Below are 25,365 nucleotides of genomic sequence, written 5' to 3' on the forward strand. Positions count from 1 at the left end.
TGCAATCGGTAATAGATAAATGGCGCCTGCAACTTTTTACATAAAAGTGATCAGATGCTGAAGTCGATGGCGTAACATTTGTCGCCCACGGCCTCTGGCGTGGGACTTTCACGGTTAAGGTAAGGGTTATGAACATGAAGAATTTGGGTCTGCCGCTGGTTGCACTCACTTTTCTGGTATTGGCCGGTTGCGCGACGCAAACCGTAGTGACGATGCAAAATGGCACGCAGTATTTGACCAAGGACACCCCAAGAACCAAGACCGCCGACGGTTTTTATGAATTCACCGATATCGCCGGCAAGCGTGTACGGGTCAAGGCCGACGACGTGGCCACCGTGCGCAAGGAAGACTGATTCCCAAAGCCGGAACCTATCAAATGTGGGAGGGGGCTTGCCCCCGATGGCGGTGTACCGGTCGATAAATGCGTTGGCTGCTCCACCGCAATCGGGAGCAAGCCCCCTTTTTCAACTGCATTCCACTCCTAGCCGATCACCACCTCGCCCAACCCTCCACTCACCCCGACCAACGTCACCGAATCGCCCCCCACACTGATCACCGTATCGCCTCCGTGCTCCCGGTAATCCACACTTCCCTGCACATCCTTGAACACCAGCTTGTCGGTCAGTTGGTAGCCGATCACCCGGTCCTGGCCAAAATGCCCACTGAATAAAAAGGTGTTATGCCCGCTGTTATCACGGAGGGTGTCGTTGCCCTTCCCGCCCTCGATAAAATCCACGCCCTTCCCTCCTTGGATCAGGTCATCGCCGTCACTGCCGATGATGAAGGTATTGCCTTTGTGCGGCTCGGCATTGCGGTTGAGATCTTGCACCCAGGTGTTGGCCCGCGCCGGGTCGGACAGGTTGGCGACAATCACGGTGGCGTCGCGGCTCATCTGCTCGTAGAACCCTGACTCGACAATCCGTGTCATGCCATCGCCATACCCGGTGGGCAGGTGCGAGAGCCAGGTCGGCAGGTTGGCGATGGAAAACGGCAGCACGTTCCACAGCGTCGAGGCGTAGTGGTCGTTGAAGCTGACGATGTTATCGGTGGTCGACTCATGGGGTTTGTCGTGCACGCCCAGTGACGACAGGTTGAAGGATGAGCCATCCAGCGCACGGAATACCGGGTCGTTCTCGTAGCCGATATTGAGCACCTTGTCGCCGGCACTCTGGGTCGGCGATGCGTAGGCCACGTAGTGGGCGTCCTTGTAGAAGCCGCCCCACTTGTTAACGCTCAGGTCCGCCAGGCTGTTGACCGCGAGGCCCCCCAGGCTATGCCCGCTGACCAGCACATCCTTGCCACTCAGGCCATGGGCGCTGGCGTAGTCGGCGACGTTTTTGAGCAAGCCGCCAAAGGCTTCGCCGGCGTAATTCTTCGCGTAATCCTTTGGCCCCAACGCCGCCAGCAGATCGCTGACCAAGTCGCCGATGGAGTCGCTGATCAGGGTTTCCCGGGGCCCCGAGGTGCCGCGAAAGCCGATGCCGATTTCCAGCAGCTTGCCGGCGTCATCGTACTTGCCCAGCACCTCGACCTGGGCCGTGGTGTAGCCTGCCTTCTCGCCGAAGAACGTGCCTCGTGCATCGACCTTACCGCCGTAGCCCAGGGTGCTGGCGCTGATCGGCGTCCAGCCGGCCTTTTGCACCGCGTCCAGGGCGGCTTTCTCTGAATCCGGGTTCCACGGTAAGCCGGGGATAACGCCCTGGGAATCAGTGCTGCCGAGCAATGCACCGACCAGCGTGGCCGGTAGGCCCAACCCCAGGCCATTGTGTTGGTAACCCACGGCAAAGCCGTTATCCAGGTTGTGATAGGTGTACAACGTGATCGCCATCGCATCCGCGAACAACGCCTTGGAGCCCTCGGTGCCGAGGTTTTTATAGTCAAATATACCCATGCCAGTCCTCTCTTATTGTTGTTTAACACCCAAAAATCAACGTCCAAACGCCTCATCCACCTTGGCCAGGTCGGTGTCGCGCAGGTTACCGGCGTAGTAATGCAATTTGGTCCAGGCCATCAGGTAGTCGTAGCGCGCCTGGGCCAGGTCGCGCCGGGTGCTGTAGAGCTGCTGCTCGGCGTTCAGTGCATCAAGGTTGACCCGCTCACCGCCCAGAATGCTCTGCTTGGTCGACACCACCAGCGCTTCCGCCGACGCCAAGGCCTTTTGATAAGCGCGCAATTTGCTCACCCCCGACAGGCAGGCACTGAACTGCCGACGCAGTTCGATCAGGGTTTCGCGGGTCTTGCCCTCCAGCTCGTACTCGGCCTGCTCCATGGCGCGGCTGGCCTGGCGGGTGGACGCCGAGATGCCGCCACCGGCATACAGCGGCACGCTCACTTCGACGCCGATGGTGTTGGTGTCGTAGCGCTGGTTGTAAGTGTTGCCGCTGTCGGACTCTTGCTGGCGCGAGCTGGCATAGGCGGTGACCTTGGGTAAATGCCCGGCGCGGTTGCGCTCTACTTCATAACGCGCGACTTCCAGGGCCTGGCGCTGGGAGGCCAGCGTGGGGTTGTTGCTGATCGCCAGTTCATGCCAGGTGTCGTAGTTGGCCGGGGTCAGGGCGAACGCGGCAAAACCCTGGTTCAGCGGCGCAAGGTCGTCGATGTTGACGCTCTGTACGCCAATCAAGGCGCCCAGCTCCCGCAAGGACGCGTCCTGCTCATCCAGCGCCTGGATTTCTTCGGCGGTGGCCAGTTCGTAGCGCGATTCGGCTTCCAGAATGTCCGTGCGGGTGCCCTCGCCTTGCTGGAACAAATGCCGGTTCTGCTGGAATTGCTGTTCGAACGCCTTCTTCTTGGCGCGGGCGATGTCGATCTGGTCCTGGGCAAACAGCGCCTGGGTGTAATAGCTCAGCACCCGCACCAGCAGCGCCTGGCTCTTGTCGCGAAAGCTTTCATCGGCGAACAGCGCCTGGGCCACACCTTTGCGGTAGTTGGCGTAAGCCTCGTAGTCAAACAACGGCTGTTGCAGGCTGAAGGTCGAGCCGTAGCTGTTGTAGTTGCGGTCGTCGTGATAGTTACCGCCGCGCCCGTCGGGCAAGGTGGCCTGGGAGTTGTTGCGGCCCTTGTTGTAGGTGTAGGACAGCTTGGGCAGCAGGCCGGCGCGGCCGATGGCGCGGTTTTCCAGGCCGGCGTCGCGTTCCTTGAGGGCGCCGAGGAATACCGGGTCGTTACGCAAGGCCTGTTCGTACACATCGAACGGGCCCATGGCGGCCTGGGCATTGGCGCAGGTCAACAGCAAGGCGATAAACACGTGCTTCATGTTCATTCCTCGGTCAACGCCGAGCCGGCGCGGTCGAGCAGCGGCTTGAACAGGTAATTGAGCAAGGAGCGCTCGCCGGTGCGCACGAACATCTCGGCGGGCATGCCCGGCTTGATCACCAGGCCGTGGAGTTTTTCCAGCGCGGCGTCGCTGACTGTCGTGCGCAGCACGTAATAGGGCGCGCCGGTTTTTTCATCGAGCATCTGGTCGGCGGAAATCAGACTGACCTCCCCCGGCACGCGGGGTGTGCGGCTCTGGTTGAAGGCGGTGAAGAGGATATCGACTGGCAAGTGCGTGCCGACCTTGTCCACCAGGTGCACCGGCAAATGCCCTTCGACTTCCAGGCGCGTGCCCTGGGGCACGATTTCCAGCAGGGTTTCACCGGCGCGCACCACCGCGCCCTCGGTGTGCACGCTGAGATTGACCGCGATGCCATCCGCCGGGGCGTTGATTTCGCTGTGTTGCAGGTCAAACCCGGCCGAGGTGAGTTGCTGCTCCAGGGTCAGGCTGCGCAGTTGCGCGTCGGCCAACTGGCTGCGCACTTCCTTCTGGTACTCCTCACTGTGCTGCTGCAATTTCAGCCGCGACTCAAGAATGCCCTGCTCGACGCGGCCACTTTCACCGCTGTTCTGCGCCAGATCCTGTTGCACCTGGGACAACTGCCGCTGGTACTCCATCAACCGGTTGCGCGGGATGTAGCCGTTGTCGGCCAAGGGTTGCAGGTTGCTCAGTTGGTCGCGCAGGGATTGGGCCTGGGCGGTCAGATCGCTGCGCGCACGTCGCATGCCGCCCAATTGCGCGGAGGCACCGTCGATGTTGGCACGGATGCCGGCTTGCTCACGGGCAAAGGCTTCGCGACGGCTGCTGAACAGTTGGCGCTGGCCTTCCAGCACCAGCGCCAGGGCTGGATCGGGGTTGGCGCTCAGCTCGGCGGGAAAGCGGATGCTGGCGTGGTTGTCACGCTCGCTCTGCCAGCGCGCCACGCTGGCCCAGGCCATGCGGTACTGGGCTTGCAGGGACTGCACGTCGGCCTGGTGCTGGGTCTGGTCGAGACGAAACAGCGGCTGGCCCTGTTTCACATGCTCGCCCTCCTTCACCAGAATCCGGCTGACCACGCCGGGGCTTAAGGTTTGCACCGCCTTGCGCTTGCCCGACACCACGACCGTGCCTTGTACCGGAATGCCCTGGTCCAGCGGCGCCAGGCTGGCCCACAGGAAAAATCCGCCGGCACCGACCAGCGTCAGCAGCCAGCCCATGCGCGTAAAAAACGTGGCGTCGCGCTCTTTGAAGCGGGGTTCAACAGTGATGCTGCTCATGCGCCTGGATTCCTTCCGGCTTGGTACTGACGACTGAAACTCACGCCGGGTTTCTCCTTCGGCGCTTCCTGCTGGCCGGACAACGCGCGCAGCACGTCTTGGCTGGGCCCGAAGGCTTGCAAATGCCCGTCGTTGAGGACCAACAGCTTGTCGGCTTGGGCCAACGCCGAAGAACGGTGGGTCACCAGCACCACGCTGCTGCCCTGGGCTTTCATCTGCACGATGGCGCTGGCCAAGGCGGCTTCACCGACCGTATCGAGGTTGGAATTGGGCTCATCCAGCACGATCAGGCGTGGCCCGCCATACAGCGCGCGTGCCAGAGCTACCCGTTGTTTCTGGCCGCCGGACAGGCCGCCGCCGTTGTCGCCCAGTACCGTGTCGTAGCCCTGCGGCAAGCGCAGGATCAGTTCATGCACGCCGGCCTGCTGCGCGGCGCGCACCACCTGATCGGGGTCGGCTTCGCGAAAGCGCGCGATGTTGTCGGCAATGCTGCCGCTGAATAGCTCGATGTCCTGGGGCAGGTAACCGATGTGCGGGCCGAGGTCGTCGCGGTCCCAGCGGTGAATGTCCGCGCCATCCAGGCGTACGGTGCCGGCCAGCGTCGGCCACACCCCCACCAGCACACGCGCCAGGGTGGATTTGCCGGAGCCCGACGCACCCAGCACACCGAGCACTTCACCAGCCCCCAGATTGAAGCTGACTTGATGCAGGGTCGCCACGCGCCGCCCCGGCGGGCCGGCACTGACCTGTTCGAAACTCACCTGCCCTTTGGGCGCCGGCAGCTTCATCTGCTCCACGTCCGGTGGAAACTCGCGCAGTAAGTCATCCAGCCGCTGGTAGGCCAATTTGGCCGAACTCCATTGCTTCCATACCGCAATCAACTGGTCGATGGGGCTCAGCACCCGGCCCATCAGGATGGAGCCGGCGATCATCATCCCGGCGGTCATATCACCCTTGATCACCAACAGCGCCCCCAGGCCCAGCACCAACGATTGCAGGCACAGGCGCAGGGATTTGCTCAGGGAGGTGATCACCGAGCCGGTATCGCTGGCGGTGTTCTGCAAGCCGAGGAACTGCGAATGCACGGCAAACCAGCGCGAGCGCAGTGCGCCGAGCATGCCCATGGCCTGGATGGTCTCGGCGTTGTGCAAGTGGCTGGTGGCCAGTTGCGTGGACTGCTGGGAGAAGCCACTGGCCTCGCCCAATGGCTTCTTCGTCAGGTATTCATTCAGGCACGCCAGGCCGATCAGCAGCACGGCACCGGCCGTGGCCAACACGCCCAGCCACACGTTGAACAGGAAGATCACAAACAGGTAGAGGGGGAACCACGGCGCATCGAAAAATGCGAACAGCGCAGGCCCCGTGATGAATTGGCGGATATGCGTCAAATCGCCCAGGGATTGCCCGGCATGCCCCTGGCCACGTTGCAGGTTGCGTTCAAACGCGGCCTTGTACACGCGCAAGTTGAAGCGCCGCTCCAACTGGCTGCCAATACGGATCACGATAAAACTGCGGATCACCTCCAGCAGGCCAATAAAGGCAAAGAAGCCCACGACCATCAGCGTCAACATCACCAGGGTGGTTTCATTCTGGGAGGACAGCACGCGGTCATACACTTGCAGCATGTAAATCGACGGCACCAGCATCAGCAGGTTAATCAAGGCGGTAAAACAACCGACGCTGATCAAAATGCTCTTGTATTCACCCAGCGCCTTGAATAACGGCGCGACGGCATGGGACTTCGCCATGGTTTCTAATCTTCCTTGAAGCAAATTGCGCGCAATAGTTGCCCCGACCCCGAATGACGGAGCGGTCAACTAATAAAATCAAGTGATCGGTTTAAAACGGCAACTAAGGTGTACGTTGCAATACCACTTCAAGGCCGGTGGGCGTGCGTCCTTTATATTCGCCTTCTTTTTGCCGGTTAAGGTGGGTAATGCCACTGCCTTCGGCGTTCATCAGCCAGATGCCGTCCGGCGTTGGCGTCCAGGTCAGGGGCTTGGCGCCCAACCATTGTTCGACACACGCCACGTCGCCGCCCAACGCGTTGGCCTGCTCCAGCAGGTCCAGCGCGCACACCTGGTCCTGCTGGTGCAACTGCCAATGCCCGGCCAACTGGGCGGTGGTGGGTAATACAAGACTGCTCGCCATTGCGTGGGCTCCTGCCGACACGAACATCACCTGCAATACGCAGGCGATCCTATTGAAAAAACGCTGCATCTTCATGCTCCATCCGTAAAGCGCGGCGCCGAAGCGCCGCGCCCGTGCATCACGCCACGATGTCGCTGACAGCAGCCTGGCCAACGGTGGTGACGAGGAAGTCCGCCACGCCGTGACCGGAGAAGTCCACTGCCAAGGTGCCCAGGTTGGTGCCTGCGGCGTAGGTCAGTACCGCATCGCCGGCATGCCCGGTGAAGGCATTGACGAAGGTCAGGCCTGCACCCTTGGTGATGCCGGACAGGTCGATCTTGTCCGAACCCGAGGTAAAGTCAAAGATCTTGTCAGACGCCCCAGGCTTGGAGTCGGAACTGGCACCGAACACAAAGGTGTCGTTGCCCGCGCCGCCCCACAGTTGGTCCGCACCGCCACCGCCGTAGATGAGGTCGTTGCCGGCGCCACCTTTGATGATGTTGGCCGCGTTGTTCCCGATGATCAGGTCATTGCCCGCACCACCGAAGGCGTTCTCGATGGTCACGCCCTTGGCGATGGACACGTTGCCCACCAGGCCGCCAACGTCGGAGAATGAGGCTTCATTGAGGTTGATTTTCTGGTTCTGGGTGAAGCCGGAGAAGTCCAGGGTGTCGTTGCCACCACCGTCCCACACCGAGAACACCAGCTTGTCGGCATTCGACGTGGCGCTGAGGAAATCACGCCCGGTGTTGGAGTTGAAGCCGTAGGTGGTGTCACCGGCGCGGGTGTTGTAGTTGGCGCCGTAGAGCTTCTGGATCGCCGCGATGTCGTCGATCAGCGGGCCGGACGCGTAGGCCTCGACCCCGCCTTTGCTGAAGTTCTGGTTGGTGTTGCTTTCGCTCCAGTAACTCATGAGGCTGTAGCCGCGCGTGTCCTGTCCATAGGTCGCGTCGTTGTAGGTTGGGGCGCCTTCTCCGGCGTTGTAGTCGCCCGGGTGGGCCAGGCCCAAGGTATGACCGATTTCGTGGGTCAGGGTCTGCCGGCCGTAGTTGTTCAGGTCCGGGGTTTTGTTCGGCGTGTAGCTGTTGTTGGTCAGGTACCACGACGTGCCGTCGTAGCCTGCACCGGTGCCGGGCAGGTAGGCGAAGGCCGCCGCGCCGTCCTGGCCGCCGCTGTAGTTGCCGAACGTCATGTGGGCGTCACCGCCACTGGCTTTCTCGGTGAAGGTGATGTTGGCCACGTCCGCCCAGGACTGCATGGCCAGTACGGCCTGTGCTTTCTGCTGTGCGTTGAACTGGCTGAAACCCGAGATGCCATGTTTGTTCATGGTGCTCGAAGAGGCCGATGTCAGGAACGTGTAGGTCAGGTCGATCTTGCCGTTGCCGTCAAAGTCCCGGTACGTGGCGCCGTCGCGCAGCAGCTGGGTGGCTGCCTGGTCAACGGTGTAGGAGGGTTTGCCATTGATCGTGAGGTTGCCGCCACGGTCATACAGATGGCTGAAGCTATCGATTTGCGAGTAAGCGGTGCTGGCTTGCGCCGCCGACACGATAGCCTTGTCTTTTACTTTTGACATAAACGTACTTCCTTGTTTGCAAGTGCTTCAGTCTTTGATCGATAGGCACCCCGCGGGCGAGATCGTCCTATCACTCGCCTCTTTTGAAGGCGTAAGAAAACTGACACAACTTGAAATCTTTCGTCTACATCTTTTCCAGCATTAGATTCGGGCGCGCAAACAACTTAAGTAATTTGCGCGCCGTGTTTGTTGGGCGGGGTTGACTTTGTCCGACAAAAACAACCTTGGGTTATTTAAATATTAAATAGCGCTAACGCGGCCTAAGTTGTCTGGCGCTGTTAATAATTGGATCCATTATATTGCCAGGGTGTCATTAGCAACATTAAACGGCCATTACTTGTATTAATAACTTCGCGTGCCCCCTATTAACGGGACACCCTCCAGCCTGTTGTGTGTAATACCGACAACAGCGTGTCACCGCTCAGGCCGGGGACCAGCACACCTTGATCGGTGAGCATGTCCTCTCCGGCCAGGATCGCATTGATGATTGCCTCTTCCACAGCCTCGGCCGCGGCGCTGAACAGCGGCGAAATATGGTCGTTGTTGACCATCTGCAACGCGCTGCTGAAAGGCCGGCCCTTACGTCCGTAATCCGCCGGTGGCAAATCCTGGTTGCCGGTGGCAAAGGCCAGGAACAGGTCACCGCTGGAATCCTCGGTACCGCCGCCGGTACGCGCAATACCGATCGACGCGCGTTGCGCCAGGCGCTGGCATTGGTGCGGCAACAGCGGCGCATCAGTGGCGAGGATCACCACGATCGAGCCCATGCCCGGCGTGCCTTGCTCGGCGAAGGGCGACGGAATGTCCATCAACCGACGCCCCACCGGGTAGCCATCCACCCGCAGTTCCTGGCGCTTGCCATGGTTGGCCTGCACCAGCACGCCGACAGTCCAACCGCCCTGCTCCGCCGACAAGCGCCGCGATGCGGTGCCGATGCCGCCCTTGAACTCATGGCAGATCATGCCGGTGCCGCCACCGACCGCGCCTTCCTGCACCGGACCGGTGGCGGCGTTGTCCACCGCTTCGCGCACATGCTCGGGGCCCACGTGCTGGCCCCAGATATCGTTGAGCAGGCCGTCATAGGTCTCCATCACCACCGGCATGCACCAGTACACCGCCGGGTCCGCCAGGCGCTCGCGCTCCAGGGCGATCAGGCTGTCGCGCACCATGCCGATGCTGTGGGTATTGGTGATGGCCAGCGGCGTGGTCAGCAACCCCGCCTCGCTGACCCATTCAAGGCCGGTGGCATCACCGTTGCCATTGAGCACGTGGTACCCGGCAAAGCACGGTTGTTGGCGTGCCTCCCCTGCACGCGGCTGGATCACGCTGACGCCGGTGCGCACGTGCTTGCCATCGATACGTGTGTTCAGCGTGCTGTGGCCAACCCGCACACCGGGCACATCGGTGATGGCGTTCCATTCTCCAGGCGTGCCCAGCCCTAACGTAACCCCCAATTGACGTGCGCGCATAACCACTCCTTACAATTTCTGGAAGACCGGACTCGACCGGCCACTGATGCAATACAGGATCACCGACAGCGCCAGCAGGCCGATGATGATCATGATGTCCCGCACCGAAGCGGCGGCCACCAGGGTGACCAACAGGTAACCGGCGCCGAGTACCGCGAGCACCGCCGGCAACGGCCACAGCGGCATGCGATAGGGATGCTCGCGATCACGCAGCAATACCCGGCTCATCAAGGCGCTCAACGCCACCATCAGGTACACCAGCATGATCAGCAGCACGCTGAATGAGGTCAGGTCGGCGAGGTTGGAGCTGAAACTCAGCAGCGCCGAAGGAATCGCCAGGAACAGCGTAGCCAACCAGGGCGAATCCCAGCGTGGGTGAATGCGTGTGAACAGCGTGTTGATGCTCGGCGTCCACAGCGCATCGCGCCCGCTGCTGAACACCACGCGGCCGATCTGGATCACGATCGCCACAATCGCGTTGAACACCGACAGGAAGATTCCGGCGCTGACTAGCCGTGATAAGGTTTCATTGCCATGGCTGCTCAACAGGTAGCCGATGGGGTCCGGGCTGCTGATCATCGCGCTCAGGGACGGTGCGCCGATCAACAGTGCGGTGATTGGCACCAGCTCGATGATCACCACCAACCCCAGTGACCACAGCACCGCCTTGTGCACGCCTTTGCCGCCGCATTTCATGTCTTCGGCCAGCAACACCGCCGGGCCATAGCCGTTATAGGAAAACAGGCCGATACCCACCGCGCCGATCACCAGGGCCCACGGCGCCAGGTGCAGCACGCCGTTTTCGACGATCTGCGGTTGGAACAGCACGCTGGCCGGTTGCACCGGGTTGCCGAAGCCGATCACCACGATCACCAGCAACGCGGCGATTTCCAGCAACAGGCAGGTACCGGTGATCCAGGCATTGAGTTTGATATTGAGGATGCCCAGGGCGTAACTGCACACGACGATCACCAAGGCGACGGTCTGCGAGTCGAACCGGGTGCCGAGGGCGTTATTCAGGTAGGTCGCCGCGCCGGTGGCCAGTACCGGTGGGATAAACAGCAACATCACCAGCACCGTCAGAAACGTCGCATAGCCCGCCATGCCACCGAACACGCGCTTGGCGTACACATACTCACCCCCTGCGCTGTTGTGGGCGCGGCCGAGTTCGGCGTAACAAAAGGCAAACATCAGTGCGAGCAACCCGGCCATCACAAACGCCAGGAACACGCCGCTGCCGGCCTGCTGGATGGCAAAGGGCGCGATCACGAATACGGAACTGGCCGGCGTCACCGCCGACACGGTGATGGCCACTACATCGAAGACACTCAAGGTGGGTTTCAGCACGCTGTTGGGCGTGGGGGAAGTGCTCATATCGTTATCCTCTTTCGTTGTTCTTGGTGTGAGGCAGATACGAAAAGTCTGAGAGTCACGGGATATGTTTCCCGCTCAATGATGGCGAAGATAAACATTGGGCCTATGCCCGCCAATTCCCCTATTGGCGTACTCCCCTTGACGCGACCCGGCAAAAGCCGAACCCTTGCCCGATCTTTTGCTGGCGGGAGCCTGTCACATGAGCCTGTTTCGGGAGGTTGGGATGCACGCCGGCCTGGGCCGCACCGTCGCACACATCGGCACCGAGCGTTTCTGGAAACAGCTGGTGCTGCTGTTGCACCAGTGCCTGCCTTTCGATAACGCCCTGGCGATCTTCTACCCCCTGGAAGGACCGCCCCAGGCCCTGGAAGAATACGACGCCCAACCCAGCAGCAAACCGGCGTCGATGCTGGTGTACCTCAATGGCTTGTATTTGCTCGACCCGTTTTTCCAGGCGTGTCGCGAGGGTTACGCCAGCGGCGTGTACCGCCTGGAGGAAGTGGCGCCGGATCATTTCCGCCAGAGTGAGTACTTCCTCAATTACTTCCACGACAACGTGCTGGAGGACGAGGTGCAATTGATTCTGCAATTGCCCGGCGCGGGGACGTTGTCGCTGTCATTGGGCAGGCAGCGGCGCTTCAGTGTTGAAGAGACCGGGCTGATGACAACCATGGCCGCCTGGGTATTACCGCTGATGCAGCAGCACTGGCAGCAAAGCACCCAGCGAGCGCCGGCGATGGACAGCCAGATCAGGGATGCATTGAGCCAGTTCGGCTGTGGCGTGCTCTCGGACCGCGAACTGGAAATCGCCCGCCTGGTGCTGCGCGGGTTCTCGTCCAAGGCCATGGCCGAACGCCTGAATATCTCGCCGGACACCGTGAAAGTGCACCGTCGGCACTTGTACGCGAAGCTGGATATCTCGTCACAGCCGGAGCTGTTTTCGTTGTTTATCCAGTCGTTGGGGCATGATCTGGAGAATCCCTGACCCGTTTGTGGGCCGGTAGGTCGAACGGGGTTGGTGTGGTGAGTGGGCTTGGTGTGGTGAGCGGGCTTGGTGTAGTGATCCGGCTTGGTGTGGTGAATGGGCTTCGTGTGGTGAGCGGGCTTGCCCCGCGCTGGGCTGCGAAGCAGCCCCAAGGCCAAGCACCGCGGTTTATCTGGATAACCGCGGTGACCTTATTGGGGCCGCTTCGCGCCCCAGCGCGGGGCAAGCCCGCTCACCACAACAAGCCGGTTCACCACAACAAGCGGGCTCACCCCAACAGCGGTCCGTTTACATCAGGCCTCAGCGGCCGGTGCGAATGGTGTTCCACACCCGCGTGCGCACGCGGTCGATATTCAGTGGCATGGCTTCCAGTGCGAAAAGCTTGCCCATCATCTCGGGGCTTGGGTAGATCTTGGTGTCGGCCTTGATCGCCGGGTCTACCAGGCTGTCGGCGGCCTGGTTGCCGTTGGCGTAGTGCACGTAGTTGGTGATGTCGGCCATCACTTCCGGGCGCAGCAGGTAGTTCATGAACGCATAGCCGGCTTTCTCATTAGGCGCGTCGGCAGGCATGGCCACCATGTCGAACCAGATGGCGGCGCCTTCCTTGGGAATGTTGTAGCCGATGTTCACGCCATTCTTGGCTTCCTTGGCACGGCTTTCAGCCTGCAGGATGTCGCCGGAGAAGCCGACCGCCACGCAGATGTCGCCGTTGGCCAGGTCTGCGGTGTATTTCGAGGAGTGGAAGTACGCCACGTAGGGTCGCACGTTCATCAACAGGTCTTGCGCCTTCTTATAATCCTCAGCCTTTTTGCTGTGGTGCGGCAAACCCAGGTAGTTGAGTGCGGCCGGTAACAGTTCGGGGCCGTTATCCAGAATCGCCACCCCGCACTTCTGCAGCTTGGCCATGTTCTCGGGCTTGAAGATTAAGTCCCAGGAATCGACAGGCGCGTTGTCGCCCAGTACCGCCTTGACCTTGTCGATGTTGTAGCCAATGCCGGTGCTGCCCCACAGGTACGGGAAGCCATGGGCATTGCCAGGATCATTGTTCTCCAGGGCGTTGAGCAGCACCGGGTTGAGGTTCTTCCAGTTGGGCAACTGGCGCTTGTCGAGCTTCTTCAATGCGCCGCCCTGGATCTGCCGGGCCATGAAATGGTTCGACGGGAAGACCACGTCGTAGCCGGATTTACCGGTCATCAACTTGCCGTCGAGGGTTTCATTGCTGTCGTACACGTCGTAGGTGAAACCGATGCCGGTTTCTTTCTGGAAGTTCTGGGTGGTGTTCGGTGCAATGTAGTCCGACCAGTTGTAGATTTTCACCGTTTCGGCGGCCTGGCTGACAGAGGCCACCAACATCAAGGGCAACAGGGCAATGGCTTTCATGGTTCGATTTCCTGGCGGTTTTAGGGCTGTTTTTATGGCAGGCGATCAAGGATCAAAGCGTTACAGAATCAATACGTAGGTCTTGCGCACGGTCTCCTGGATGTCCCAGATGCCGGTGCTGTTGGCCGGCAACATCAGTGCATCGCCGGCTTGTATGTGGACAATTTCACCGTTGTCCGGGGTGAAGGTGCAGCGGCCCTGGATAAAGTGGCAAAACTCCTGGGATTTGATCTGCCGACGCCAGCGCCCTGGGGTGCATTCCCAGATGCCGGTCTCGACGCCGTCGCTGCGCTCGACACTCAGGGTCGAGGCCACGGCGATGGGCTCACCCAGGGGCACCGCGACGGGCGACGAGTCCGGCAGGTGGGCGTTCAGCGTGTCTTTGAATTGAGTGATGCTCATGGGTTTTCCCGTGTGAGTGAAACGTCTTAGTGCATGAAGCCTTCCATGAACCCGGCCACGCCGGTCGCCAGCTTGCGGCGCCAAGGGGCGGTAGTGGGGTCAGCCAACACCTGGTCTTCGTGGACAAAACTGCGAATGATCGCGTTGTAGCCCAGCCAGCGGCAGGGCTCGGGCTCCCAGGGTTTGAGCGCTTCCAGGCCGCGTTCGCGAATCACCCAGGGCTGGTGAACCCGCGGGGTGTCGTGGCCCAGGATCAGGTCGGCCAGGGTGCGGCCGCCCAGGTGGGAGGCGCCGACGCCCTCCCCGCCATACCCCCCGGACAGCGCAATGCCGGTCTTGTGATCGCAAAGCATGTGCGGGCGGAACTGGCGCGACATGCCGAGGTTGCCGCCCCAGGAATGGGTAATCCGCACGTTCTTGAGCTGGGGGAAAAGCTCACCGAACAGGTAGCGACGCAGTTCCACCTCGCTGTCGGTCAAGTCGAAGTTGTGGCGCAGTTTCCCGGCGAACTGGTAGCCGCCGCGCGCACCGAACACCAGGCGGTTGTCCGCCGTGCGCTGGCCGTAGGTGACCTGGCGACTGCTTTCGCCAAAGGCCTGGCCGTGGCTCAGGCCGATCTCATCCCAGGTACTGGCCGGCAAGGGCTCCGTGGCGACGATCAGGCTTTGCACCGGCAGTTGGTAGCGACCCAGCAGTGGCAAGGTGTTGGCGTAGCCCTCCACCGCCGGCACCACCCAGGCGGCCCGGACACTGGCCTTGGCGGTGCGCAGGCTGCCGGACTGCCAGTGGGTGACCGGGCTGTTTTCGTAAAGGGTCACGCCCAGGCGCTCAACCACCCGCGCCAGGCCGCGCACCAGCTTGGCCGGGTTGATGGTCGCGACGTGGGGCGCATAAATGCCGCCGTAGGGCTTGGCGATGCGGACCTGTTCGGCCAGTTGCTGCGGGCCGAGCCAGCGGTAGTCGGCTTCGGTCAGGCCCTGAGCGTAGAGTGTGTCCAGATAGCGGCGCAGGCTGCCTTCCTGCTCGGGGTAACGCGCCGCGCAGTATAGGGCGCCGCCCTTGCGGTAATCGCAGTCGATGCCTTCACGCGCCAGCACTTGGGCGACTTCGTCAGGGATGGCGTGCAACAGGTCAAACGAGGCGCGCCGTTGTTCAGGGTTCAAGCCGGCGAGCAAGCGGTCCTCACCCAGCAGGTTGCCCATCAGCCAGCCACCGTTGCGGCCGGAGGCGCCGAAACCGGCAGTCTGCGCTTCGACGATGGCGATTTTCAGCTCAGGGGCCTGGCGTTTCAGGTAGTAAGCGGTCCACAGCCCGGTGTAACCGGCGCCGATAATGGCCACGTCGACGTCCAGGTCATGCTCCAGGGCGGGCCGCGCGTGCAGCGGGTCGTCCAGTTGGTCCATCCATAAACTGATAGTGCGCCATGCCGGCATGCCAGGTTCCCCTACCTCGTTTCGATAGGGGCGATCCTAGAGCGCGGCGTTAAGGACTGTCTTGCGCGCGTGCACGCAGGGAAATTTGTTTGACGTAGGCCTTGGGCGATTGGCCTGTGTGCTGGCGGAAGGCGCTGTAGAACGCCGACAGCGAGTTGAAGCCGGCGGCAAACGCCAGGTCGTCAACCATTATCGGCGCAGTGGCCCTGTCCAATGCGGCCAGCAAATGCTGGAGCCTCGCCTGGTTCACATAGCGATAGAAGCTTTGTCCCAGCACTTGGTTCAGCAGGTAGGAAATCTGATTGCGGCTGTAGCCACACTCCTTGGCAACCCGCTGCAGATCCAATTCAGGGTCCAGGTAGGGTTGCTTGTGTTCGAAATACTGCTGCAGGTCATTGGCCATATGCCCCAATTGCTGGGGCGACAGGCCCAGGCGGCTGACCGAAGGCCGCGCAGCCTGGGCCGGCTGCTCATGCACCAGGGAGGCGTATTCGTTGACCCGCCAGATCAACCCGTCGCGCACGGTGATGGCCTCGCTGGTACGGAACGACACCAGGCCCTGGCCGCCGCGCAAGGTAATGCGGTACTGGATGAACGCGGTATCGCCGTCGGCGCGGATGCGGTCGGTGTGCTCGATCGCCTCATCGGCCTCGCGGGGCATGCTGGCTTGCAGGTAGTCGCGCAATTCGGCGGAACCGACGACACGGTTCTGGAAAAAGTCGTGGTACTGGATGTCCGGGTGGTAGTAGGACATCACGCCTTCCAAGTCCCGATGGCGCCAACACAGGTGGTGGCGCAGCACCAACTCACGCGTGGCTTGGGATTGCTGGGAGTCATCGTCTGGGGCGATGTGTGGCATGGAAGGCTCGAAGGCGGTTAAACAACCGTGGAGATTGCCGAATTTTGCCGGAGCCTTCAACGGCTTATTGGCCCCTCAAGGATGATGGCCTTTTGCTAAAATGTACGCAGGTCATGACCCACATCAACCCAAGTGGAAACAACCGCTGAACGGGGTCAAAAAATTCACGTTCCGGTCTCGAACGAATGCTATTTTTAAGTTCTTCGATGCCACGACCAGTGAAGGTCATGGCCCCCTGCCGCGAGCTAAAGGAAGCGCTCAATGAACAAGGTGGGCAACATGAACAAAGTGACGTTCCCCAACGCCTGCCAGCTGATGCGCTGGCATTTTCATCCGATGGGTTTTGAAGCCAGCATGGACGCGCCCGGCAGTATGATCGCCCGCCTGTTCGACCGCGCCAGTGGCGAGACACTGATTGCCATCGCGGGCATCCCCTGCGCCACGGTGATGAACGCGGCTGACGTAGAGCGGATTATCGAAGCGGTGGAGGATGAGTTGGAGTCGTTTGTACCGCCGCTGTCATTGCGGGCCTGAATTCAATCGTTCAAACAACACATATCTGCTCTGGGAGGGGGCCAGCCCCCTCCCACCGTTGAATGCCATTCACTCGCTAGCCGCGTTGATCATCAAAGAACGCTTTCCTGCCATCCACCCGCTCCGACGCCTTGGGCACGTTCACCGCCTGGCCTTCGGGCTTCTCCACATACCAATAGCAATGGCTCACCGCGCGGGTAATGCCCACGTAGGCCAGGCGCAGCACTTCGTCTTTTTGCGCCGTGTCATACGGCTCGCTGTCGCCGTCCTTGCCCAGGCCAGCCATGCGGTACACCTGGTTCTTGTAGGGCGAGCTGGTCACGTGCTGGCAATCCCCAAGCAAAAACACCGCGTCAGCCTGCAGGCCCTTGGCACTGTGATAGGTCAGTTGCTTGAGCCTGCGCGCCGGTGGCGGCAAGCTAGAATCCAGATTAACTACAGACTGAATATGCTCTTGAATCAATAGCTTATCGCTGCTTCTTCGATAAAGCATTAATACCGATTCGCCGCGCTGGTAATGCTCCGCCAACTGCCGTCCCAATGCCGCATCGTCCCGCTCCAGTACCTTGACCGGCACCAGTGCCTTGGGCGCCCCGCTGGCCTTGGCCTTCTTGCCAGGAATAGCCGGTGCGGCCCGCACGATATGCTCGGCGGCATCGATGATGTGCTGATGGCTGCGGTAGTTCTCACCCAGCATCACGCGGGTGGTGGCGGGTGACGGAAATTCCTGATTGAACGCCATGAAGTATTTGGGCGAACTCCCGCGCCAACCGTATATCGACTGCCAGTCATCCCCCACGCACAGCAGCGATGACCGCTGGGCGCCGCGACCGACGTGCATGGCCGGGCCACGGCTGCGGATCTCACGCAGGCTGGCGCGTAGCCATGAGACGATCTGCGGCGAAACGTCCTGGAATTCATCGATCATCAGGTGCGACAGCGGCCGCAACAGTGGATCGCTGAGCAGCTTGAGATTTTCCGGGGTATTTTCGCCGAACAGTGAAAACATGCGGTTATACGTCATGATCGGCGGCGATTGGTCGAGCAGGTGATCTTCCAAGGCTTTCCAGAAGATGCTCAGGGCTTCGAAGAAATAGCGGTCCGGATCATCCTTGGCGAAGCTCATCTGCCCAACTGCCGTGGGTACATCCAGCCCCAGGTTTTCGATAAACCCGGCGGCCATTACAAAACTGTCCAGCAACGGCGCTGAGGCCAACTCGCCTTTGACCTTGTAATCAAAGCCTGGCCCGGCAGTCGCATCCCCAGCCAAGCTGCTCAAAAGTCGCTTCGAAGACTCGTAACTATCCAGCCATATCAATGGCTTACGACAGAAAGCTTGAAACAATGTGCGCTTAACTGCCCATTCTGCCCGTACGGACAGTTTTGAGTTGGGCCGGTTGATCTGGGCGTTTTCCCGTGAATCGAAGCCCAGCACTACCCAGGCGTCCAGTTCGGGAATATAGCCATGGCAGTGAAACTGCGCGCCATTGATCTCCAGAGTCCGGCGGTTGGGCTCAATGCCCTTGATCGGCCAGGCGCCCGCACGAAACCACAAGTCTTCGATCACATCGCAGAGCTCTTCGTCGCGCTTGGCCGCCAGCTCGGTCACCGCCACCCGTTTTTGCACATCGGGGTGATCGCGCTCCAGCTCCTTGAGCTGCAGGCCATGGCGCGCCAGCGGCGCAATCAGTTCACGAAAGCGCGTGTGCTGCCCGTGCAGCCGGTGATAGCAGGCATTCATTTGTTGGCGCTGGGCTTCGTTGATGCGCAGGTCGAACGGGTTGCTGTCAGCGTCTTCAAAACCGGTGTTCAGGTTCTCGAACGCTTGCAGACGCTCAAAGCCCGGCAGGCTACGCACCATGGGCAGGATGCGCGAGTGAAAGGTACGCACCACGCCCTGCGCTTCTTTCATATCAATGGGTTGGCCCCACACACTGAAAATCTGCATGAGCTTGCTGATGAAGTCTTTGCGTGACTCACGGGTAAAGGTCACCACCGTCATCGAGCTCAGCTCAAAGCCCAGGTAATGGGTCAGCAGCAAAATACGCAGCACCAACGACGTTGATTTACCCGCACCGGCTCCGGCAATCACGGATGTAGAGGGCGTATCGCTGAAAATCATCTTCCATTGCGCCGTGCTCGGCTGGGCGTGGGCCGGTAGCAATCGCGCGACGTCAGCCTTGATGCGCTTTTTCAGCTCGGCGGTGAGGGGCAGGCGCCAATCATCGAACAGGCTGTCATCCACCCCCGGCGCACGGTGCTCCTCCGGGCGGAAGTCACGGATCAGCAGAACCTGCCGGCCCTCCTCGAGACCGTCGGCCTTACCTTCGCGATAGCCGTACTCTACGCCCGCCTCGTGCCCGCTGCGAAAACCGTCAGCCTGCCCGTGCAACCAGGAAAACCGGTGCTGGGCGCGCAAACGGGTCAGGCCATGGCCGAACAGGCGCGCGGCCAGGCGTTTGAACAGAGGCATCTCGGCCAGGGGGCGCAGTTCGGGAGGAAGATCAGGCTTTTGTTGCGACACACGGACTCCTGCGATGAGTTGGGTTTTTGCAAGTGCGCCATGGTCGCCGGAATCGACGCTCAGTTCCAGCCAATTGCTTTGCTGTCATGCAGTTAGACGATGAACTGAAAGTCAAAACGCCATCAACCAATCTAATCCACTGATAGGAATTAGGCATTTTTTACGCTTTTTATCGATCATGACCTGCCGGATCATAGGCGCCATCAACAGGAGACGATCATGCTTGAACTTCGACCTTTCACATCCTTGGGCGGCGCCCATCATGGCTGGCTTGACGCCCATCACCATTTCTCATTCGCCGAATACCACGACCCCAAGCGCATGCACTGGGGCAACCTGCGGGTCTGGAACGACGACATCATCGCCCCCGGCACCGGTTTCCCGCAGCACGCTCACCGCGATATGGAGATCATCACCTACGTACGTGAAGGTGCTATCAGCCACGCCGACAACCTCGGCAATAAAGGCCGCACCGAGGCCGGTGATGTGCAGGTGATGAGCGCAGGCACGGGGATCGCCCACAGCGAGTACAACCTGGAAGCGGCGCCGACCAAGATCTTCCAGATCTGGATCATTCCAAACGAAGCCGGGCTCCCACCTGCCTGGGGCGCCAAGCCGTTTCCGAAAGGCGATCGCGAAGGTTTTGTGACCCTGGCCAGCGGCAAGACCGGGGACAGCGAGAGCCTGCGCATTCGTGCGGATGCACGCTTGGTGGCAGCGAACCTGAAAGCAGGGGAAAGTGCCGAATACCGGCTGGACAGCGGGCGCCGTGCGTACCTGGTGCCGGCGACCGGTGTGATTGAAGTCAATGGCTTGCGTGCACAAGCTCGAGACGGTGTTGCGGTGGAGGATGAGCAGGTGTTGCGGGTGACGGCGATTGAAGACAGCGAGATTGTCCTAGTCGACTTGGCCTGACCTTATAGGGGCCGGCTTTTGTGGCGAGGGAGCTTGCTCCCGCTGGGGTGCGAAGCGCCCCCAAAAGCCGACTCCAGCTGCGCTGTCGAGCGGGAGCAAGCTCCCTCGCCACAAAAAACCGCCCCCCCCTATTGTATACAGCGGGTTTCAGTTAGCGCTGATAGCGCCGTCTACCAGCACCTGCGCCTCTTCCACCAACTGCTTGAGGTGATCTTCGCCAATGAAGCTCTCGGCGTAGATCTTGTAGATATCCTCGGTCCCCGACGGCCGTGCGGCAAACCAGCCGTTTTCGGTCATCACCTTCAACCCGCCGATTGCCTGGTTGTTGCCCGGCGCGTGGCTGAGGATCTGCTGGATGCTTTCCCCGGCCAACTGGGTGGAGGTCACTTGGTCCGGTGACAGCTTGCCCAGCAAAGCTTTCTGCGCCGGGGTGGCCTTGGCGTCGACACGGATCGCGAACGGTTCGCCCAGGGCATCGGTGAGGCCACGGTAGATCTGGCTGGGGTCCTGGCCTTTGCGCGAGGTCATTTCCGCGGCCAGCAGCGCCGGGATCAGGCCGTCCTTGTCAGTGCTCCAGACCGTGCCGTCCTTGCGCAGGAACGACGCGCCGGCGCTTTCTTCGCCGCCAAAGCCCAGTGAACCTTCAAACAGGCCATCGGCAAACCACTTGAAGCCGACCGGCACTTCGTACAGGCGACGGCCAATACGCGCCGCCACCCGATCGATCAGGCCACTGCTGACCACGGTCTTGCCCACGGCTGCGTCAGCGCGCCAGTCAGGACGGTTCTGGAACAGGTAGTCGATGGACACGGCCAGGTAGTTGTTCGGTGCCAACAGGCCGCCGGACGGGGTAACGATGCCGTGACGATCGTGGTCCGGGTCGCAGGCGAATGCCACGTCGAAACGTTCCTTGAGGCCGATCAGACCTTGCATGGCGTAGCTGGAAGACGGGTCCATGCGGATCTGGCCGTCCCAGTCGACGCTCATGAAGCGGAACGTGGCGTCGACTTCGGTGTTCACGACCTCCAGGTTCAGGCGGTAGTGCTCGGCAATCGCCGACCAGTAGCGCACCCCTGCTCCGCCCAGCGGATCCACGCCCAGGCGCAGGTCTGCGCTGCGGATGGCGTCCATGTCGATCACATTGACCAAGTCAGCCACATAGCTGTTGAGGTAGTCATGGCGATGGGTGGTGTCGGCCTTGAGTGCCTGGGCGTGGGTCATGCGTTTGACCCCGGCCAGTTTGTTGGCCAGCAGCTCATTGGCCTTGGCTTCGATCCACTTAGTGACGTGGGTGTCGGCCGGGCCGCCATTGGGCGGGTTGTACTTGTAGCCGCCACTCTGCGGCGGGTTGTGCGACGGCGTGATGACGATGCCGTCGGCCAGGCCGCTGGTGCGGCCACGGTTGTAACAGATGATGGCGTGGGAAATCGCCGGGGTCGGCGTGTACTCATCGCCCTCCGCCAGCATCACGTGCACGCCATTGGCGGCCAACACTTCCAGGGCGCTGGCGCCGGCAGGCGTCGACAGTGCGTGAGTGTCCAGGCCAACAAACAGCGGGCCGTTGATGCCCTGGGCTTCGCGATACAGGCAGATGGCTTGGCTGATAGCCAGCACGTGCCACTCGTTGAAGCTCAGCTCGAACGAGCTGCCACGGTGGCCGGACGTACCGAACGCCACGCGCTGGGTGGAGATTGCTGCATCAGGCTGGCCGGTGTAGTAGGCCGTAACCAGTCGCGGGATATCCACCAGCAACTGGGCTGGCGCCGGTTTGCCCGCAAAAGGACTGATTGTCATGCATAAACCTCGGAAAGAAGGATTCGGAAAAAAATGGCAGTTTACTGAGAGTTGGACTGCTGCGCGACGGTATCGATCCTATAGCAGGCAGAGAAACTTCGCACAATCATCCAATCTGGGCCTGACGCAGTGCCTCACTGATGGCGGTCAGAGCGATATCCAAGTTGGGTTGCCCATGAAAGGTGTTGCTCAAGCGCAAATTCTGCTGGTGCAGGCCGCTGACGCTGAACAGCTCGCCGGGGGCAATCACCACCTGCTGGGCAAGCAATTGTTGGAACACATGGCGCATGTCTACCGTCCGTGTGGAAGCCAGCCAGAACACCGCCCCGGCGGCCGGCACGCGGTACGCCACTTGATCCCCCAGGTGCCGGTCGAGGCGCTGGCTCATTTCCTCCGCCTGCTCGCGTAATTGCAAGCGCAGTTCGCGCAGGTGCTGGTCGACTCGTCCGCTTTGATAAAGGCGCGCAATCGCGCGCTGGCGGATCGACGATAAGCGAAAGGAACGCAACAGGAACTGGCGCTGCAGTTCGCTGCTCATGCGCCGGGACAGCAGGTAGCCATAGGGGGCTTCCGCGCCGAGTATTTTCTCGAAAGAGGAAAACACCACCAGTCGTTCAGGGTTCACCAGCTCGCGTAACGTCGCCTGCGGCTCCTTGAAACCCAGCTCGCCAAAGGTATCGTTTTCCAGTAGCCAGCAACCGTACTGATCGAGCAGTTGCGCGACGGCCACGCGGTCGCGGTCAGAGAGGGCGACCCCAGAGGGCAGGCTGACCACAGACGATAGCAATACCAGATGCACCGACTCATCGCACAGCTGTTGCTCAAGGGTCGCCAGATCCAGGCACCCTTCCGGCGTCCAGGGCAATTCGATAATGCGCACCCCGGCATCCTGGAGCAGGCGCAGGATCAGCCAGTCGCAGGGGGATTCCACAATCACCGCAGTCCCCCTCAGGCCCAGTACGTCGATAAGGATGTCCAGGACACCGCGCAGATCGGCCCCCAGGTAGACGTCATCGGCATGCCAGCAGCGCGTGGGTGACGAGGTGTAGCGTGCCGCCAGTGCCGCACGCAGCTCCCATACGCCACACGGCTGGGACCAGGGTTGCGCCTGGGCCGGGTAGTGGCGCACCAACTCCCGCTCCAGGCGCAACAGGGTTCCATCCAAAGAGGCCAGCAGCGCGGGCTCATCCCCGCTGAGCACCGCCATGCCCGGCCGCCGCGCCGCAGCATAGAGTCGGTCAAGCAGATCGCCACCGGCCCACGTCAGCGAGTTTGCCGAGAGAGGCCAGGCGTAGTAACCCGACTTGGCTACCGAATACACCCTACCCTCCTTCTCCAGCAATGCGTAGGCGTACTGGATAGTGGAGATCGATACGTTCAGGCGCCCGGCCAATTGCCGCAGGGATGGCAGTTTTACCCGAGTATCGGTGCTGACTTCGTTGATCAACGTGATCAGGTAGCGGTAAACCGCCTGATACGCGAAATCCGCCTGCCGTTCGCCGTGCAGTGTCATCGCCCGGACAATTGACAGGCCTGCGCGCTGTCGCCGGACAGAGCGCCAGCATCGTGCAGTTTGCCACTCGCGGTAACCGATGGACGCTTGCGGTAAAGCTGCTGCAGCAATGGCATTGGTAAGCCGCTGGTGTCGGTGACCCACTGTTGCAGCATATCGGCGGATGGCTTGCCCTGCAGGACCTTGTGCAGTTCAGGCAGGGCCACCAGCATGCCCGGATGGCATTGGCGCAAGTAGCCTTCCAGCCGCTCTCCATGATGAATAAACGGCGAGAACAGCAGGCAAATCAATTGAGTTTCGTCCAGGCCAAAGAACTGCTGGGCGTACGTGCTCGCTAGGGTGCGCCCTTCACGGCTGCCCGCTTCGATGAGCAACGTTTCGGGCACGTGCATGCGGCGCAGGTAGTGGGTCGCCTGCTGGATAAAGCCCTGAACGCCGGCCTCATAATCCAGGTCTCGCAGGGATTGGGCCTGCAACCCACGCAAATGGGCCATCAACAGGGGGTTGGAATAGTTCGGATGGCTGAAATGAAACCCCAGCGGATCAGGGGTAAAGGCCATGAACTCGGAGAGCATGGACGAGGATGAGAGGTCTGCGTCGCTGAGCAAATCCGCAATGCCAATATAGGCCAAGTGACGGTGACCGGACTTGCTGGGGTTGTCACTTGCCGCATAGTGCTCGCCATACACATCGCGGTAGTAACCGACGCTCAACTCGTCCATGCGTGCAAACAAACCTGTGAGCGACGATGGCCAGGTCTCCGGCATGGCGACACCCGCGCCGGCTGCCATGCCCTTGAGCCAGGCAAGATACTGACCTTGCTTGCGCGGCGAGTCACCGCTGACCACCGCGTGCACGCCGCCGCTCCACGTGGTGACGCGCTGGTAGAAATCCCCCAGGGCAAGGTAAGTATCACTGCACAGGGTCGTGCGACAGTCACCTGAGCTCATGTGGCCGACCATCAGCCTATTGCGTTGGCTGGTTTCGCGCCCAACCGTAGACGCGGGTCGCAGAGGGTTGAAGGGCAATACCTCCTGGTTTTCCACCATGAGTAGCTCAACCCTTGGATCATCGTGGAGAAACAGGCGGCCATAGCCCTGATTGAGGCCGTTGAGCGTCCCCTCGGTCATGCCTGCGTGTCGCAATGTTGCAACGCGCAACTGAAAGGTCCGGGGTGCTCGGCCAGCAATGGTCAACTGTGCAGCACGTAACAGCGCCAACGTATAGCTGCTGACGGCGCCGCCACCATGGGCAATCAACACCTTGTAGTCCCCCACTTGCTCCATGCCTCCCGCTGCCACAACGATACGTTGGACCAACAACTGGAGTGCCGTTCGTTCTACGCGAGCGAAGTGCCCGATCAAACGCTGCAGAACTTGTTGGTAAACATAATTCATGGCCTGCTCGTGAATAGTGCTCATTGCTGACTACCTGAGTTGAAATATTGGTTTCAAGCAACCGCTGAACGTGTTTGCTCGACCTATTGCGTGTGTAAGAAATTTGCGCACAACCTTGTACGCCGATGACTAGACACTAGCACTGCGCAACAAAGCGACACAGGTATCCTCGGGCAGCACCCAAGGCCTGCAAGCGCGTAAGCCACCGGATTTACTGGGGTCAAATGGATTCGCTTGCACTCCTAGGAGCTTTCCGACAAGCGCTTACACACCGTTAACCAATTATTAAAAGAAACGTCCGACCTGTAACTCAACCAACTTTCCCACTTATTGGATTGATACTTTTTAGGCGCCCACCTGTTTCCTTGTGGTCGCGCGCCTGACGCGCAATTAGTTAAAGGTACTCGCGACAGTAGTGTCAGATAATCAATCATTGCTCAGTCCTTGAGATGAAAGTGAAGGCGCAATTATCAGTGTTGGAATAATGATTAATAGATACAGAAGTTGGGCG

General features: G+C 60.8%; 20 protein-coding genes. 4 read left to right on the forward strand and 16 right to left on the reverse strand.

Annotated elements, in window-relative coordinates; genetic code table 11:
* The first annotated feature begins 128 nt into the window (after positions 1 to 128).
* Positions 129 to 353: a YgdI/YgdR family lipoprotein gene (locus tag K7431_RS01720; protein ID WP_012724315.1), complete on the forward strand. Its 225-nt coding sequence runs from the start codon at positions 129 to 131 to the stop codon at positions 351 to 353.
* Between the two features lie 128 nt (positions 354 to 481).
* Here the strand turns inward: K7431_RS01720 and K7431_RS01725 are convergent, their stop codons facing one another.
* The 8 genes from K7431_RS01725 to K7431_RS01760 all read right to left on the reverse strand — a co-directional run bounded on the left by K7431_RS01725 (position 482) and on the right by K7431_RS01760 (position 11,118).
* Complete coding sequence (locus tag K7431_RS01725; RefSeq protein ID WP_012724316.1) at positions 482 to 1,891, reverse strand: polyurethane esterase; 1,410 nt, start codon at positions 1,889 to 1,891, stop codon at positions 482 to 484.
* A gap of 36 nt (positions 1,892 to 1,927) precedes the next feature.
* Entirely contained in the window at positions 1,928 to 3,256 is a 1,329-nt protein-coding gene (locus K7431_RS01730; RefSeq protein WP_043205362.1) for a TolC family outer membrane protein, read from the reverse strand.
* A 2-nt stretch (positions 3,257 to 3,258) separates the two neighbouring features.
* Positions 3,259 to 4,572, reverse strand: coding sequence for an HlyD family type I secretion periplasmic adaptor subunit (locus K7431_RS01735; RefSeq protein ID WP_012724318.1), 1,314 nt, complete (start codon positions 4,570 to 4,572; stop codon positions 3,259 to 3,261).
* Positions 4,569 to 6,320, reverse strand: a complete 1,752-nt coding sequence (locus K7431_RS01740) for a type I secretion system permease/ATPase (RefSeq protein WP_012724319.1) — start codon at positions 6,318 to 6,320, stop codon at positions 4,569 to 4,571. The genes K7431_RS01735 and K7431_RS01740 overlap by 4 nt, the downstream gene beginning before the upstream one ends.
* Before the next feature lie 103 nt (positions 6,321 to 6,423).
* The gene (locus K7431_RS01745) at positions 6,424 to 6,792 is read right to left on the reverse strand and encodes a protease inhibitor Inh/omp19 family protein (RefSeq protein WP_043205364.1); all 369 of its coding nucleotides are present in this window, start codon (positions 6,790 to 6,792) and stop codon (positions 6,424 to 6,426) included.
* Positions 6,793 to 6,841: 49 nt separating this feature from the next.
* Positions 6,842 to 8,275, reverse strand: a complete 1,434-nt coding sequence (locus K7431_RS01750) for a serralysin family metalloprotease (protein WP_012724321.1) — start codon at positions 8,273 to 8,275, stop codon at positions 6,842 to 6,844.
* A gap of 365 nt (positions 8,276 to 8,640) precedes the next feature.
* The gene (locus K7431_RS01755) at positions 8,641 to 9,744 is read right to left on the reverse strand and encodes a DmpA family aminopeptidase (RefSeq protein WP_012724322.1); all 1,104 of its coding nucleotides are present in this window, start codon (positions 9,742 to 9,744) and stop codon (positions 8,641 to 8,643) included.
* A 9-nt stretch (positions 9,745 to 9,753) separates the two neighbouring features.
* Positions 9,754 to 11,118: an APC family permease gene (locus K7431_RS01760; RefSeq protein WP_012724323.1), complete on the reverse strand. Its 1,365-nt coding sequence runs from the start codon at positions 11,116 to 11,118 to the stop codon at positions 9,754 to 9,756.
* Positions 11,119 to 11,317: 199 nt separating this feature from the next.
* Between K7431_RS01760 and K7431_RS01765 the strand changes: the two genes are divergently transcribed.
* On the forward strand, positions 11,318 to 12,103 hold the full coding sequence (locus tag K7431_RS01765; protein WP_012724324.1) for a helix-turn-helix transcriptional regulator: 786 nt from the start codon (positions 11,318 to 11,320) through the stop codon (positions 12,101 to 12,103).
* A 300-nt stretch (positions 12,104 to 12,403) separates the two neighbouring features.
* On the opposite strand, the gene K7431_RS01770 is transcribed toward K7431_RS01765, so the two are convergent.
* The 4 genes from K7431_RS01770 to K7431_RS01785 are packed head-to-tail and all read right to left on the reverse strand — an operon-like array spanning position 12,404 to position 16,177.
* Positions 12,404 to 13,483, reverse strand: a complete 1,080-nt coding sequence (locus K7431_RS01770; protein ID WP_012724325.1) for a polyamine ABC transporter substrate-binding protein — start codon at positions 13,481 to 13,483, stop codon at positions 12,404 to 12,406.
* 60 nt (positions 13,484 to 13,543) lie between these two features.
* Entirely contained in the window at positions 13,544 to 13,885 is a 342-nt protein-coding gene (locus tag K7431_RS01775) for a cupin domain-containing protein (RefSeq protein WP_012724326.1), read from the reverse strand.
* A 26-nt stretch (positions 13,886 to 13,911) separates the two neighbouring features.
* A complete protein-coding gene (locus K7431_RS01780) occupies positions 13,912 to 15,318 on the reverse strand; it encodes an NAD(P)/FAD-dependent oxidoreductase (RefSeq protein ID WP_012724327.1) in 1,407 nt (468 codons plus the stop codon).
* 49 nt (positions 15,319 to 15,367) lie between these two features.
* The gene (locus tag K7431_RS01785; RefSeq protein ID WP_012724328.1) at positions 15,368 to 16,177 is read right to left on the reverse strand and encodes a helix-turn-helix transcriptional regulator; all 810 of its coding nucleotides are present in this window, start codon (positions 16,175 to 16,177) and stop codon (positions 15,368 to 15,370) included.
* A gap of 261 nt (positions 16,178 to 16,438) precedes the next feature.
* Between K7431_RS01785 and K7431_RS01790 the strand changes: the two genes are divergently transcribed.
* Positions 16,439 to 16,711 (forward strand): DUF1652 domain-containing protein, encoded by a 273-nt coding sequence (locus tag K7431_RS01790; protein ID WP_003217129.1) that lies wholly within the window; start codon positions 16,439 to 16,441, stop codon positions 16,709 to 16,711.
* Between the two features lie 76 nt (positions 16,712 to 16,787).
* On the opposite strand, the gene K7431_RS01795 is transcribed toward K7431_RS01790, so the two are convergent.
* The gene (locus tag K7431_RS01795; protein WP_012724329.1) at positions 16,788 to 19,235 is read right to left on the reverse strand and encodes a UvrD-helicase domain-containing protein; all 2,448 of its coding nucleotides are present in this window, start codon (positions 19,233 to 19,235) and stop codon (positions 16,788 to 16,790) included.
* Between the two features lie 219 nt (positions 19,236 to 19,454).
* On the opposite strand from K7431_RS01795, the gene K7431_RS01800 reads away from it, so the two are divergent.
* Entirely contained in the window at positions 19,455 to 20,150 is a 696-nt protein-coding gene (locus K7431_RS01800; protein WP_012724330.1) for a pirin family protein, read from the forward strand.
* A gap of 147 nt (positions 20,151 to 20,297) precedes the next feature.
* Here the strand turns inward: K7431_RS01800 and pgm are convergent, their stop codons facing one another.
* From pgm to K7431_RS01815, 3 genes are all read right to left on the reverse strand, one after another.
* Positions 20,298 to 21,944 carry a phosphoglucomutase (alpha-D-glucose-1,6-bisphosphate-dependent) gene (pgm, locus tag K7431_RS01805; RefSeq protein ID WP_012724331.1) on the reverse strand — a complete coding sequence of 549 codons (1,647 nt, stop codon included), beginning with the start codon at positions 21,942 to 21,944 and terminating at the stop codon, positions 20,298 to 20,300.
* 106 nt (positions 21,945 to 22,050) lie between these two features.
* Positions 22,051 to 23,457 carry an aminotransferase-like domain-containing protein gene (locus K7431_RS01810; protein WP_012724332.1) on the reverse strand — a complete coding sequence of 469 codons (1,407 nt, stop codon included), beginning with the start codon at positions 23,455 to 23,457 and terminating at the stop codon, positions 22,051 to 22,053.
* A complete protein-coding gene (locus K7431_RS01815; protein ID WP_012724333.1) occupies positions 23,454 to 24,878 on the reverse strand; it encodes a hypothetical protein in 1,425 nt (474 codons plus the stop codon). Before K7431_RS01815 ends, K7431_RS01810 begins: the two co-directional genes overlap by 4 nt.
* Between the last annotated feature and the right edge of the window lie 487 nt (positions 24,879 to 25,365).

The sequence above is a fragment of the Pseudomonas fluorescens group sp. genome, assembly GCF_020093335.1.
GTDB lineage: Bacteria > Pseudomonadota > Gammaproteobacteria > Pseudomonadales > Pseudomonadaceae > Aquipseudomonas > Aquipseudomonas petroselini.

Excerpts from the sequence above, each read along its gene's own strand:
- K7431_RS01720 (WP_012724315.1), top strand. The coding sequence starts at position 129 with ATGAACATGAAGAATTTGGGTCTGCCGCTGGTTGCACTCACTTTTCTG.
- K7431_RS01725 (WP_012724316.1), bottom strand. The coding sequence starts at position 1,891 with ATGGGTATATTTGACTATAAAAACCTCGGCACCGAGGGCTCCAAGGCG.
- K7431_RS01730 (WP_043205362.1), bottom strand. The coding sequence starts at position 3,256 with ATGAAGCACGTGTTTATCGCCTTGCTGTTGACCTGCGCCAATGCCCAG.
- K7431_RS01735 (WP_012724318.1), bottom strand. The coding sequence starts at position 4,572 with ATGAGCAGCATCACTGTTGAACCCCGCTTCAAAGAGCGCGACGCCACG.
- K7431_RS01740 (WP_012724319.1), bottom strand. The coding sequence starts at position 6,320 with ATGGCGAAGTCCCATGCCGTCGCGCCGTTATTCAAGGCGCTGGGTGAA.
- K7431_RS01745 (WP_043205364.1), bottom strand. The coding sequence starts at position 6,792 with ATGCAGCGTTTTTTCAATAGGATCGCCTGCGTATTGCAGGTGATGTTC.
- K7431_RS01750 (WP_012724321.1), bottom strand. The coding sequence starts at position 8,275 with ATGTCAAAAGTAAAAGACAAGGCTATCGTGTCGGCGGCGCAAGCCAGC.
- K7431_RS01755 (WP_012724322.1), bottom strand. The coding sequence starts at position 9,744 with ATGCGCGCACGTCAATTGGGGGTTACGTTAGGGCTGGGCACGCCTGGA.
- K7431_RS01760 (WP_012724323.1), bottom strand. The coding sequence starts at position 11,118 with ATGAGCACTTCCCCCACGCCCAACAGCGTGCTGAAACCCACCTTGAGT.
- K7431_RS01765 (WP_012724324.1), top strand. The coding sequence starts at position 11,318 with ATGAGCCTGTTTCGGGAGGTTGGGATGCACGCCGGCCTGGGCCGCACC.
- K7431_RS01770 (WP_012724325.1), bottom strand. The coding sequence starts at position 13,483 with ATGAAAGCCATTGCCCTGTTGCCCTTGATGTTGGTGGCCTCTGTCAGC.
- K7431_RS01775 (WP_012724326.1), bottom strand. The coding sequence starts at position 13,885 with ATGAGCATCACTCAATTCAAAGACACGCTGAACGCCCACCTGCCGGAC.
- K7431_RS01780 (WP_012724327.1), bottom strand. The coding sequence starts at position 15,318 with ATGCCGGCATGGCGCACTATCAGTTTATGGATGGACCAACTGGACGAC.
- K7431_RS01785 (WP_012724328.1), bottom strand. The coding sequence starts at position 16,177 with ATGCCACACATCGCCCCAGACGATGACTCCCAGCAATCCCAAGCCACG.
- K7431_RS01790 (WP_003217129.1), top strand. The coding sequence starts at position 16,439 with ATGAACAAGGTGGGCAACATGAACAAAGTGACGTTCCCCAACGCCTGC.
- K7431_RS01800 (WP_012724330.1), top strand. The coding sequence starts at position 19,455 with ATGCTTGAACTTCGACCTTTCACATCCTTGGGCGGCGCCCATCATGGC.
- pgm (WP_012724331.1), bottom strand. The coding sequence starts at position 21,944 with ATGACAATCAGTCCTTTTGCGGGCAAACCGGCGCCAGCCCAGTTGCTG.
- K7431_RS01810 (WP_012724332.1), bottom strand. The coding sequence starts at position 23,457 with ATGACACTGCACGGCGAACGGCAGGCGGATTTCGCGTATCAGGCGGTT.
- K7431_RS01815 (WP_012724333.1), bottom strand. The coding sequence starts at position 24,878 with ATGAGCACTATTCACGAGCAGGCCATGAATTATGTTTACCAACAAGTT.